Raw genomic sequence first — 12202 nt, forward strand, 5'->3', positions numbered from 1 at the left:
TGGGTCTGCCGTCGGCGGGCGATGCCGATGACGCGGTACGGGCGGCCCGTCTCGTCGCGGCGGATACGGCCCTGGGTGTGGGTTCAGCGCAGGGTGCCGTCGCGGAGCCTGATGCGGAAGCAGGCGCGGTGCCGAGTCTGCGGGCCGGCGTCGAGGTCCAGCCGAAGCCGCCCATCAGGTTGAGTGCCGGCACCGGGTCCGGATGGGCGAGCCAGTCGTCCGGTACCGGCGACTCACTCGCTCCCCGATCAACCATGGGGCCATTTTGTCGGCATTCGCCCGATCATTCGAACGGAGGGCGCCACTGAACTCCGGTGCGGCGGCCCGCCCGGAGCCCGGTGGAGGGACACACGGCCAGGGTCGGTGCAGAGACCGGCCCGGGGCCGGTCGCGCGACATGCCTGAGTCGTGTGGCGTGGGTACCCGGAAGCCGCCCACTATTGTCAGCACCGCCCCGATTCCGGCGCGCGATCCAGGAGCGCGACAGCCATGGAGTGGTTCACCGCACCCGACTACGAGCTGAGCCGGCTGCTGTTCCAGCGGGCCCTGGCCGTGATCTATCTGGTCGCCTTTCTGGCGGCGTCCCTGCAGTTCCGCGCGCTGCTCGGGGAACGGGGCATGCTGCCGATCCCCCGCTTCGTCGAGCGGGTGCCGTTCCGGGCCTCGCCCAGCGTGTTCCATCTCCACTACTCGGACCGCTTCTTCGCCGCCTGGGCGTGGACGGGCTGCGCGGTGTCCCTGGCCCTCGTGGCCGGGCTGGACTCGCTGCTTCCGCTCTGGGGCGGCATGCTGCTGTGGCTGGTGCCGTGGGCGATGTACCTGTCGATCGTGAACGTCGGCCAGACCTGGTACTCCTTCGGCTGGGAGTCACTGCTCCTGGAGGTCGGCTTCCTCGCCGTCTTCCTCGGCAACGACGAGGTGGCGCCGCCGATCGTCGTACTGTTCCTGCTGCGCTGGGTGCTGTTCCGGGTCGAGTTCGGCGCGGGGCTGATCAAGATGCGCGGCGACGCGTGCTGGCGGAAGCTGACCTGCCTCGACCACCACCACGAGACCCAGCCGATGCCGGGCCCGCTGAGCTGGTTCTTCCACCACCTCCCGAAGCCGTTCCACCGGGTCGAGGTGGCCGCCAACCACGTCACCCAACTCGTCGTCCCGGTCCTGCTGTTCACCCCGCAGCCGATCGCGACGGCCGCCGCCGCGCTGATGATCCTGACCCAGCTGTGGCTGGTGCTCTCGGGCAACTTCTCCTGGCTGAACTGGATCACGATCGTGCTGGCCCTGCCCGCGATCGACTTCGGGACCACCGCGTCGAAGGCCCCCGGCTCACCGCTCTGGTACGAGATCGTGGTCCTCGCCGTCACCGCGCTGGTCCTCTGGCTGAGCTACCACCCGGTCCGCAACATGATCTCCCGCCGGCAGATCATGAACCGCTCGTTCGACCCGCTGCATCTGGTCAACACCTACGGGGCGTTCGGCAGTGTCAGCCGGGTGCGGTACGAGGTGGTCGTCGAGGGGACGGCGGACGATGTGCCGCGCGAGGACTCGGAGTGGCTGGCGTACGAGTTCAAGGGCAAACCGGGTGATCCACGGCGCTGGCCGCGCCAGTTCGCCCCGTACCATCTGCGGCTGGACTGGCTGATGTGGTTCGCGGCGCTCTCCCCCGCGTACGCCGGCGCGTGGTTCGGGACCCTGGTGGAGCGCCTTCTGGAGAACGACCGCGACACGCTACGACTGCTCCGCCGCTCCCCCTTCCCCGCCGACGCCCCGCCCCGCTTCGTCCGCGCCCGCCTCTTCCGCTACCGCTACACGACCTGGCGGGAGCTCCGGGAGACGGGTGCCTGCTGGGAGCGGACCTACGTACGGGAGTTCATGCCGCCGACACGGTTGGCCGGATCGGCGGCGCGGAGGTCGTAGACCGGATTCTTCACGGCGACCTCTCGACGCACCTCCGTCCCACAGGGCACAGTGCTCCTCGTACTCGGCCATTACTCGCGAGTACACCCCTCCGTCGCGTACGAAACCGACGCGCACGACACCGCCAGGGAGCGCCCGTGACCAGCTGGGCCGGCCGGACCGCCGCCGAGATCGCCACCGCCGTACGGGAGAAGCGGGCCACTCCGCGTGAGGTGGTGGCCGAGCATCTGGCCCGGATCGAGGCGCTGGACGGGCGGATCGGGGCGTTCCGCACGGTCCGGGCGGAGGCGGCCCTGGCCGAGGCCGACGACGTGGCCGCCCGTGCCGATCTGGCCGAACTGCCCCTGGCGGGCGTGCCGGTGGCGGTCAAGGACAATCTCGCCGTACGCGGTGAGTCCACCCGCAACGGGTCCGCCGCGACGCCGGACACCGCGGCCGACGCCGACCATGTCACGGTGGCCCGGCTGCGGGCCGCGGGCGCGGTGGTCGTGGGCCTCACGAACGTGCCCGAGCTGTGTGTCTTCGGCACCACGGACGGGGTGCACGGCACCGCCCGCAACCCGTGGGACACCTCGCGCACGGCCGGCGGTTCGTCGGGCGGCAGCGCCGCCGCGGTCGCCGCCGGGCTGGTGCCGATCGCCATCGGCAACGACGGCATGGGCTCGCTGCGCATACCGGCCGCCAACTGCGGTCTGATCGGCCTGAAGCCGGGCTTCGGTGTCGTCCCGGCGGACATCGGGCGCGACGCCTGGTTCGGCATGTCCGAGAACGGGCCGCTCGCGACGACCGTCGAGGACACCCGGCTGATGTTCCAGGTCCTGGCGGGCACGGAGATCGACCAGCCGTCCGAGAACCCGACCCCTCGCGGCATCGCCCTGTCCGTACGCAGCCCCCTGCTCGGAGTGACCGTCACCCGCCCGTACGCCGATGCCGCGCGCCAGGCGGCCGAACTGCTGGCCAGGGCGGGGCATCGGGTCCGGCGGGCCGATCCGCCGTATCCCGTCCGGCTGGCCACGACGTCGTTGGCGCACTGGACGGCGGGCACCGCGGTGGAGGCCGAAGGGCTTGCCCCTCGGCTGCTCACCCGGCGCACCCGGGTGCACGCGGCGGTGGGGCGGCGTTTCGTGAACGGGGTCCGCACGGGCGACCGGCGGGAGCGGTTGCGGCGGCGGATGGAGCCGTTCTTCGCCGAGCACGACGTACTGCTCACCCCGGCGCTCGCCCGGCGCGGGCCCGCCGCGGCGGACTGGCACGAGCGGGGATGGCTGCGCAATCTGCTGGTGAACACCAACTACTCGCCGCTGACCCCGCCTTGGAACCTCACGGGCTGGCCGGCGATGTCGGTCCCCTTCGGCACGCTTCCGTCGGGCGCCCCCTGCGCGATTCAGCTGGTGGGCCGCCCGGGTACCGAACTCGAACTCCTGGAGGTGGCCGGGCAGTTGGAGCGGCTGCGCCCTTGGCAGCGGACGGCGCCGATCGGTCGGCGGCCGGCCACGACTCGGCGGCCTGTCCTCGCCGGTGGCTCGCGGTGGCTCGCGGTGGCTCGCGGTGGCTTCCGCGATCCACATGGACGTGAGTCCGTCACGCCCATGCAGACGGTGATCGCGATGCTTCTGCCCGGTCAGTCCACGCTGGGCAGGATGTGCGGCTCGGCGAGGTCGTCCTCGTAGCCCGCCAGGCGGATCGGCGCGGACCTGGCCCACACGTCCAGACTGCCGAGTTCCTTCTTCGACCGGCCGCCGCGCTCCGTGCGTTCCTTGGGGCGCTCATCGCGATTCGTCTTCTCTGGTGTCACCGCGCACTCCTTATGTGTCGGGTCACCCTCGGGACATCGGCCCAGCCTGCCACTGTGCGCTCGACGTCCGCTCGGGTCTGAGTCGTTGTCAGTTCGGACGCGGTGGCGCCAGATCGCTTGGGTGAGAGCAGGCCGTGATGACCGGCTTGTCCCGGGACGGACCGTGGGTGTGGGTGGGACCCAGATAAGCTGTCCGTCCGCTACAGAGTAACCAAATGAGCGGGGGTCCGCTCGATGGGGCTGCAAAGAAGAGGCAAGCGACCAAAGTCTTTCCTCTTCCATTACCTCCCGCCGCCCGGAGATTCAGCGCCTTTCGCTACTTTTGCCACCACTCGTTCGGCTCAGTGCCCGAACCCCGCGCCGGTCCGACGAAGCATCGGATCGCTGTCCTCGGCACGCAGTTCAGGTCCTGTTGGCCGAATAGCAAGCCGACCATGATCTGGTGACTTGTCGCAACGGCATTTCTCGCGGGCGGACTCGGGAGGACCGACGCATGGAGCTGCGGAGCGTCGAGGAGCTGATGGATCTGCTGCACGCCCGCCGGGGCGGGCGGGAGGCACCGGACCGCCACCGGGGGGCACCGGACGGCCGTTCGAGTCGCGCCGTCGATCGGATGGATCCGCAGGAGCACGCCCTCCAGACCGCCGCGCTGCTGCGCCGGGGGCGGCCCGCCGACAAGGAACTCCAGGTGGCCGGTCTGGTGCATACCGTAGGGCAACTGCTGCGGCCGGGCGACGACACGAGTCACGCGGACCTGGCCGCCGACGCGATACGGCCGCTGCTCGGCGAACGGGTCGCCCGTCTCGTACGACTGCACACGCTGGGCCCCGACGACCTCGTACGCCTGCACGCGGGCGGTCTGGTGGACGCCGTGCTCGTCGAGGACGTACTGACACTGCGGCAGGCGGAGGAGGCGGGCCGGACCCCCGGGGTGGACGCCGGGGTCCTGGAGGACTGGCGCACGGTACTGGAACTGGTGGCGGACCGAGCCGGGCGGGCAAGCCGGGTGAGCGCGTCGTCCCACCTCACGCCGGGCACGTAGAGCGTTCGCGACGCGCCGGGCGCGCAGGCCGAGCGGGCCCTTGAGCTTCCCGGCGCGTGAGCCGATCACCACTTGCCGGGCGCGTAGTCCTTGAGGAAGACGCCGTAGAGGTCCTCGCCCTGCTCGCCGCGGACGATCGGGTCGTAGACACGGGCGGCGCCGTCGACGAGGTCGAGCGGGGCGTGGAAGCCCGCCTCGGCCAGGCGCAGCTTGTCGTAGTGCGGGCGCTCGTCGGTGATCCAGCCGGTGTCGACCGAGGTCATCAGGATGCCGTCGGTCTCGAACATCTCCTGGGCGCTGGTCCGCGTGACCATGTTCATGGCGGCCTTCGCGGCGTTGGTGTTCGGGTGGCCCGCGCCCTTGTAACCGCGGCTGAACACACCCTCCATCGCCGAGACGTTGACGACGTACGCCCGCTTGCTGGACGCCTTGCGCGCGGCCTCGGCCATCACCGACCGCAACTTGCTGATCAGGATGAACGGCGCCGTGTAGTTGCACAGCTGGGTCTCCAGAAGCTCCACCGGGGAGATCTGGTCGATGGACTGCACCCAGGTGTTGGTGTCGACGACGTCGGGGACCAGCCCGCCGGCGTCGATGGCGGTGCCGTCGAGGTGCTTGGCGACGCTGGCGTTGCCCGCGACCAGGGCGAGGTCGGCCACCTTCTGCGCGTCGAGCCCGCTGCCGCCGACGGGGAGCGCGGCGATGCCGTCGACCGCGCCGGAACCGAAGGCGCCGATGACGTGATGGGCGGGCAGCTCACCGGCCGGCAGCGGCGCGGTCTCGCCCTCGACGAGCGCGGCGTACGCGGAGGGGAGGCGGCGTACGGTCTGGGTCGCGTTGTTGATCAGGATGTCGAGCGAACCCTGCTCGGCGACCTGGTCGGCCAGGGCCACGGCCTGGGCCGGGTCGCGCAGATCGATGCCGACGACCTCCAGACGGTGGATCCAGTCCGCCGAGTCGTCCATGGCCTTGAAGCGGCGGATGGCGTCCTTCGGGAACCGCGTGGTGATCGTGGTGTGCGCGCCGTCGCGCAGCAGCCGCAGCGCGATGTACATGCCGATCTTGGCACGGCCGCCGGTGAGCAGGGCGCGCTTGCCGGTGAGGTCGGTGCGGGCGTCGCGGCGGGCGCGGTTCTCTGCGGCGCACTTCTGGCAGAGCTGGTGGTAGAAGTGGTCGACCTCGACATAGCGGGTCTTGCAGACGTAGCAGGAGCGGGGGCGCTGGAGTATCCCCGCGATCTGCCCGGCCTCGGTCCCGGACGACGGCAGAAGACCCTCGGTCTCGTCGTCGATGCGCTGGGCGGAGCCGGTGGCGGTGGCCTCGGTGACCGCCTTGTCGTGGGCGGTCTTGGCGGCGCGGCGCTCCTGGCGGCGGCGCTGCTTCACGGTGCGGTAGATACCGGCCGTGGCGCGGCGCACCGCGATGGCGTCCGGGTGGTCGACCTCCAGCTTGTCCAGCTCTTCGAGCACGCTGAGGCATACGGCGAGCCGCTCGGGGTCGATACCGGGCCCGTACACGACCTCGTCCATGGCCGCCGAGCCGCCCTCTGTCACCGTCATCGCGCTGCCGTTCCCTGTTGGTCACCCGCGGCGCTCCGACCGCGCCTGCTTTCGAACGCGGAATTCTACGGAGCGCCGGGCTCACCCACCAAAACCCGGGTCGCCCCCGCGCCCCTGAAAGGGGCGCGGGGCTGTGTCCATGTGCGGCTCCGCCGCGTGGGCGCGATCAACCCCCACGCACCCGCGCTCGCCGACGCACCGACCCGACCGAGCCGTAAGGCGAAGCGGGGTCGAAAACCGGCGGCTCCCCAGCGGGTCAGAGCGCGCAGGCCGCCAGCAGTTCCTCCACCTCCCCCGACACCGCCTTCGCCAGCGACTCCAGGTCCGGCACCGCCGCCCCGTCCGCCACCAGCCCGTAGTGCACGCTCCCCCGATACGTCGACACCGCGACGGCCAGCGACTGCCCATGGGCCAGAGGCGCGAGCGGATACACCTCGGCGAGGGGACATCCGCCGAGGCGGAGGCCGAGACTGGGCAGCGGCACGCTGGTGACGAGGATGTCGAACCAGAGACGGGCGGCCTGGCTGACCAGCGGCCCACCGAGGCGGTGCCCCAGCGGCGGCACATGGTCCGCCAGCAGCGCCACCGCCCCGGCACCCCGATTGGGCCCGGCGTCCTTGTTGCGGTCCATGGCCTGGCGGACCGTGCGCAGACGCCCGAGCGGGTCGGGATCGCCGACGGGCAGCTTCATCAGGTAGCCGGAGAGCCGGTTGCCCTGGGGATGGGCGGTGCGGGGACGGCGATTGGAGACGGGAATGAGGGCGCGGGGCGCGATGCCGTCGCTGCCGTCACCACGCTCGTCGAGCCAGCGCCGCAGGGCACCCGCGACGACGGCGATGAGAACGTCGTTGACGGTGCCGCCGACGGTCTTGCGGATCCGGTGCACGTCGTCGAGGTCCACGACCACACCGGCGGTACGGCGGGTGCCGCTGGGCTGGGAGGTCAGCGCGTCGGTGGTCCGGGGGGCCAGGGTCGCGTCGAGGGTCGTGAGGGCGACGGAGGTGCCGATGTCGAGGGCGCGGCCGAGGTCGGAGAGCGTGCCCCGGACCCGGTCGGGCAGCCTGCGCACCTCGCCGAGGAGTCCGCGCGGCGGGTCCACGGGGCGTGGCCGGGGTGTGGGCATGTCCATGGGGTCCATGACGGCGGCGGCCAGCGTCAGCGCCCGCAGCCCGTCGGCCAGGGCGTGGTGGAACTTGAACAGCACGGCGAAGGAGGTGCCGTCCTCACCCGGCAGTACGTGTGCCTCCCACGGTGGCCGACCGCGTTCGAGCCTGCGCTCCATCAGTCGTCCGGCGACGGCGTGGAAGTCGGCGGTCGGCGCGTGCAGCCGTACGTGGTCGTAGGGCTCGAAGTCGGCGACGGGCTCCCGGGCCGCACCGCCGAAGGCCAGCGGCAGTCGTACGCCCGGGAACCAGACGTCCCGGATCCGCATCCGCAGCCCGGGCACCCCGGCGGCACGCGCGGCGAGCAGGTCGGCGGCGTGGGCTCCGGCGGTGGGCGAGTTCGCCGTGAAGACGCCGAGGGCGGCCAGATGCATCGGATGGCCGGCGGACTCGATGTTCCAGAACGCCAGGTCGAGTGGTGCGAGCAGGTCAGAATTCAATGGCTTGCCTCGCGTCGACGACGGGTGGGTCTGCAGTCAATCGCCGTTGGCCGATTACGGTCAAGTACGATCACGCTACACACAGTTAACAACAGATTAAGTCCCACCTCCTGAGAAAGGCGGGACTAATGGGACATCTGTGGTCACTGTGCTCATGCAGTCACCCTGAAGGAGCAACCGGAGGGACGGCGCCCATGGCCGCGCCGGTCGGCTGCTCCGACGGTCTACGGACGGCCTACGACACCTGCTGGCCCTTCCCCAGCGCGATCACTCCGCCCTTGGAGACCGTGTACAGCTCGGAGTCCCGCTCCGGATTGACGCCGATCGTGGCTCCCGGAGGGACCTGGACGTTCTTGTCGAGGACCGCGCCACGGACTACCGCGCCCCGGCCGATGTGGACGTTGTCATGCAGGACCGACCCCTGCACGACCGCGCCCGGGTCGACCACCACCCCGGGGGACAGCACGGAGCGGGTGACCTGGCCCCGGATCAGACAGCCCGCGCTGATGATCGACTCGCTGGCCATGCCGCCCGCGTTGAAGCGGGCCGGGGAGAGCTGGTTGGAGTGGGTGTAGATGGGCCACTGGCGGTTGTAGAGGTTGAAGGCGGGACGCTCGGCGATGAGGTCCATGTGGGCGTCGTAGTAGGCGTCGAGGGTGCCGACGTCCCGCCAGTAGCCCTGGTCGCGGGTGGTCTCGCCGGGGACGTGGTTGGCGCTGAAGTCGTACAGCTGCGCCTCGCCCCGGCCGGTGAGCTGGGGCAGGATCGAGCCGCCCATGTCGTGCACGGACTGCTCGTCCTCGGCGTCCCGCTGCAACGCCTCCACCAGGGTCTTGGTGGTGAAGATGTAGTTGCCCATCGACGCGTACACCGACTGGGGGTCGTCGACGAGTCCCGGCGGGTCGGCCGGCTTCTCCAGGAAGCGCTCCACGATCCGGCCGTCGGAGCCGGGCGTGATCACCCCGAAGGAGGAGGACTCGGTGCGCGGCACCCGTATCCCGGCGACCGTGACGCCCGCGCCGCCCTCGATGTGCTGGGCCAGCATCTGCCGGGGGTCCATACGGTAGACGTGGTCGGCGCCGAACACCGCCACGTAGTCGGGCTGTTCGTCGTGGACCAGGTTCAGGGACTGCAGGAGGGCGTCGGCGCTGCCCAGGTACCAGCGCGGGCCGAGCCGCTGCTGGGCGGGGACCGGGGTGACGTAGTTGCCGAGCAGGCTCGACATCCGCCAGGTGGTGGTGATGTGCCGGTCCAGCGAGTGCGACTTGTACTGCGTGAGCACACAGATGCGCAGGATGTCGGCGTTGACGAGATTGGAGAGTACGAAGTCCACGAGGCGATACGTTCCGCCGAAAGTCACCGCTGGTTTCGCCCGGTCCGCGGTGAGGGGCATCAACCGCTTGCCCTCGCCACCCGCCAGTACGATGCCCAGCACCGAAGGTCCACCGCGCCGCATGCCGCCGCCCCTCTACGCCCGGTTGTGCCAAACGCTGTTCTGTGCTCTACCCCTGTTTGAGGACTTCCTCGTACAACTGGACCGTGCGCCGGGCCACCGCGTCCCAGCCGAACTCGCGCACCGCCCGCTCCCGTCCGGCCTCACCCATACGGGCGGCGGTGTCGGGATCGGCCAGCACCGAGTCGAGGGCGTGGGCCAGCCGCGCCTCGAAGTCGTCCTCGGCGGACACCAGCAGCCCCGTCTCGCCGTCCGCCACGACCTCCGGGATACCGCCGACCCGCGAGGCCACCACGGCCGTCCCACAGGCCATGGCCTCCAGATTGACGATGCCCAGTGGCTCGTACACCGACGGACAGACGAACACGGCGGCGTGGGTGAGGAGTTGGATGACATCCGTGCGCGGCAGCATCTGCGGGATCCAGAACAGACCCTCGCGCACCCGGCTCAGCTCCGCGAAGAGATCACGGAACTCCTTGTCTATCTCAGGTGTGTCGGGCGCTCCGGCGCACAGCACGACCTGTGCGGCCGGGTCGATGTCCCGTACGGCCCGCAGCAGATGGGGCACGCCCTTCTGGCGGGTGATACGGCCGACGAACAGCACATAGGGGCGGTCGGCGTCGAGACCGATGCGGTCGAGGACGTCGGTGCCGTGGTCCGGCTTGTAGAGGGAGGTGTCGATGCCGTTGTGCACGACACGCACCTTGGCCGGGTCCAGGGCCGGGTAGCAGCCGAGGATGTCGTCGCGCATGGCGCCGGAGACGGCGATCACCGCGTCGGCGGCCTCGACGGCGGTGCGCTCGGCCCAGCTGGACAGGGCGTATCCGCCACCCAGTTGCTCGGCCTTCCAGGGGCGCAGCGGCTCCAGCGAGTGCGCGGTCACCACGTGCGGGATGCCGTGCAGCAGCTTGCCGAGGTGGCCGGCGAGGTTGGCGTACCAGGTGTGCGAGTGGACCAGTTCGCGGTCCTCGAGCCCGGCGGCGATGGAGAGGTCCACGGAGAAGGTGCGCAGCGCGTCGTTCGCGCTGTCGAGCGTGGACCAGGGCCGGTGGCGTACGACGCCGCCTGCGGCCCCTTCTCCCCAGCAGTGCACGTCCAGGTCGACGAGGGACCTCAACTCGTGGGCGAGGAACTCGACATGGACGCCCGCGCCACCGTAGACGTCCGGTGGATACTCCCGGGTCAGCAGGCCGACTCGCACCCGGAACCCCCTGTCTCAGCGGCTGATTCCCACATGGTCACTCAGATGGGGGTGATTGCGGAAGACCGCGATCCTCCGAAGCCGGGGCACCGGGGGCACGCCGACGGCGCACCTGGTGCTTCAAGTCCGGCCGGGCGGCCGGTCGAAGCAGCAGTCGCCGCACAGTCCGCCGCCGGGCAGCCGGTAGTAGAGGCAGCAGCTGCGGCGGCGGTGGGTGGCGGGGTCGAGGGTGCCGGAGAGGTCGGGATGCGCCAGGAGTTCGGCGGCGAGTGCGCGGGCCCGACTGCCCACCTCCGTACGGCCGTTGGCGCGGCCCCAGCGGTCGAGCCGGCGTACGGCGCCCATGAGCGCGGAGGCCGCGTTGCCCCACAGCAGCCGGGCAGAGATGGGCAGTTGGGCGCGCAGGGCCGCCGCCAGGGGGACCAGATGGGCATCCCGTACGACCTCACCGATCCGGTCGGCGGGCAAGGTCCGTACCTCGGTCAGCCACAGGTCGTCCGGGGCGCTCGCGTCCGCGTCCCAGCGCAGCAGCCGGGGGTCGAGGTCGGGTACACGGTCGTACAGCGCGGCGGCGCCGAGGGCGATCGACCACAGGCGGGCCGCGAAGCCGAGGTGGGCGATGGACGCGGCCACGCGCAACTCGGGGGCTCGCACACTGTGCGCGACCTTCCGCACACGCAAAATTACAGAATTCTCATAAACCTCTCTTTTCGGGTCGGCATGGCGTGCCGCGTAGGCCTCTTCGAGGGTGGGGAGCGGGCCGTGCGGAGGTTCTCCCGCGCGTAGTACGAAGAAGCCGCCGAGGGCGGAGAGACGAGTGAGGGCGGGGTCGTGATCCACGAGGTCGAGTAGTACCAGGGCCTGTGGATTCCTTGACGCGGAGTCCTGCACTCCGTGCCGCCCACCCAGGGGATGACGCGGAACCCGGCCTACTCCATCGGCAGTAGGACGCAATGAGTGCTCAGGTACGACGACGCGAACACTTTCGCGAGGCATCGTGGACGTCATGAAAGCCGACCCATCGTCGCGCCGGGCCAAGGGCTCCGGCCCCGCGCAGAGGAGCCGATCATGAGCGCCCTCGCGTTGGCCGTGCTGCTGTCGTTCGTCTCCGCCGTCGCGTACGCGGGTGGGGCGATCGTGCAGGAGCGTGTCGCGGTGTCCTCCCCCGGGCAGTCCTACGCGCCGCTGCGCCGGCCGGGCTGGTGGGTCGCGGTCGCGCTGAACGGCCTCGGCGGCCTGCTGCATGTGGTGGCCCTGGCCTACGGTCCGCTGAGCCTGGTGCAGCCGCTGGGCGCCCTGACCATCGTGTTCGCGCTGCCCATGGCGGCGCTGTTCGTGGGGCGCAGGGCCGGGGCGACGGCCTGGCGGGGCGCGATCATGGCGACGGTGGGCCTCGCGGGCCTGCTCTCCCTGGCCGGCTCGGCCGACGCGCAGTCCCTGGACACCGCCCAGCGGGTGCTGGTGGCCGTGGTCAGCGGTGGCGCGGTGGCCGCGCTGATGGTGGCGGCACACGCCGCGCAGCGGCACCCGGCGACGCGCAGCATCCTGCTGGCGGTCGCATCCGGTGTCGCGTTCGGCATGTCCTCGGTGTTCACGAAGACGGTCGCCGTGGACTGGACGGACGGCATCGCGCCGG

General features: G+C 71.0%; 10 protein-coding genes and 1 pseudogene. 4 read left to right on the plus strand and 7 right to left on the minus strand.

Annotation, left to right across the window (positions count from 1 at the left end; translation table 11 throughout):
* Nucleotides 1-256: pseudogene (locus STRIP9103_RS52115) on the minus strand (PAS domain-containing protein); the annotation flags it as partial.
* Between the two features lie 232 nt (nucleotides 257-488).
* Here STRIP9103_RS52115 and STRIP9103_RS31215 point away from each other — a divergent pair.
* Together STRIP9103_RS31215 and STRIP9103_RS31220 are read left to right on the plus strand one after the other, a co-directional pair.
* Nucleotides 489-1913 (plus strand): lipase maturation factor family protein, encoded by a 1425-nt coding sequence (locus STRIP9103_RS31215; protein ID WP_009327133.1) that lies wholly within the window; start codon nucleotides 489-491, stop codon nucleotides 1911-1913.
* A gap of 137 nt (nucleotides 1914-2050) precedes the next feature.
* Complete coding sequence (locus tag STRIP9103_RS31220; protein ID WP_009327139.1) at nucleotides 2051-3583, plus strand: amidase; 1533 nt, start codon at nucleotides 2051-2053, stop codon at nucleotides 3581-3583.
* Here STRIP9103_RS31220 and STRIP9103_RS50865 read toward each other — a convergent pair.
* Complete coding sequence (locus STRIP9103_RS50865) at nucleotides 3535-3708, minus strand: hypothetical protein (RefSeq protein ID WP_009327143.1); 174 nt, start codon at nucleotides 3706-3708, stop codon at nucleotides 3535-3537. The genes STRIP9103_RS31220 and STRIP9103_RS50865 overlap by 49 nt on opposite strands.
* A gap of 493 nt (nucleotides 3709-4201) precedes the next feature.
* Between STRIP9103_RS50865 and STRIP9103_RS31225 the strand changes: the two genes are divergently transcribed.
* Complete coding sequence (locus tag STRIP9103_RS31225) at nucleotides 4202-4750, plus strand: hypothetical protein (RefSeq protein ID WP_009327134.1); 549 nt, start codon at nucleotides 4202-4204, stop codon at nucleotides 4748-4750.
* A gap of 65 nt (nucleotides 4751-4815) precedes the next feature.
* On the opposite strand, the gene STRIP9103_RS31230 is transcribed toward STRIP9103_RS31225, so the two are convergent.
* From STRIP9103_RS31230 to STRIP9103_RS31250, 5 genes are all read right to left on the minus strand, one after another.
* The gene (locus tag STRIP9103_RS31230; protein ID WP_009327137.1) at nucleotides 4816-6309 is read right to left on the minus strand and encodes an SDR family NAD(P)-dependent oxidoreductase; all 1494 of its coding nucleotides are present in this window, start codon (nucleotides 6307-6309) and stop codon (nucleotides 4816-4818) included.
* A 256-nt stretch (nucleotides 6310-6565) separates the two neighbouring features.
* On the minus strand, nucleotides 6566-7912 hold the full coding sequence (locus tag STRIP9103_RS31235) for a wax ester/triacylglycerol synthase family O-acyltransferase (protein ID WP_009327140.1): 1347 nt from the start codon (nucleotides 7910-7912) through the stop codon (nucleotides 6566-6568).
* Between the two features lie 235 nt (nucleotides 7913-8147).
* Nucleotides 8148-9368 carry a glucose-1-phosphate adenylyltransferase gene (gene glgC, locus STRIP9103_RS31240; RefSeq protein WP_009327136.1) on the minus strand — a complete coding sequence of 407 codons (1221 nt, stop codon included), beginning with the start codon at nucleotides 9366-9368 and terminating at the stop codon, nucleotides 8148-8150.
* Nucleotides 9369-9414: 46 nt separating this feature from the next.
* Nucleotides 9415-10566, minus strand: coding sequence for a glycogen synthase (glgA, locus tag STRIP9103_RS31245; RefSeq protein WP_009327135.1), 1152 nt, complete (start codon nucleotides 10564-10566; stop codon nucleotides 9415-9417).
* A 120-nt stretch (nucleotides 10567-10686) separates the two neighbouring features.
* Nucleotides 10687-11406 (minus strand): (2Fe-2S)-binding protein, encoded by a 720-nt coding sequence (locus STRIP9103_RS31250; RefSeq protein ID WP_048821319.1) that lies wholly within the window; start codon nucleotides 11404-11406, stop codon nucleotides 10687-10689.
* Nucleotides 11407-11634: 228 nt separating this feature from the next.
* On the opposite strand from STRIP9103_RS31250, the gene STRIP9103_RS31255 reads away from it, so the two are divergent.
* A partial coding sequence (locus STRIP9103_RS31255; RefSeq protein WP_267950639.1) for a DMT family transporter occupies nucleotides 11635-12202 on the plus strand: 568 nt, incomplete at its 3' end.

Origin of the sequence: Streptomyces ipomoeae 91-03 (genome assembly GCF_000317595.1) — a bacterium.
Taxonomy (GTDB): domain Bacteria; phylum Actinomycetota; class Actinomycetes; order Streptomycetales; family Streptomycetaceae; genus Streptomyces; species Streptomyces ipomoeae.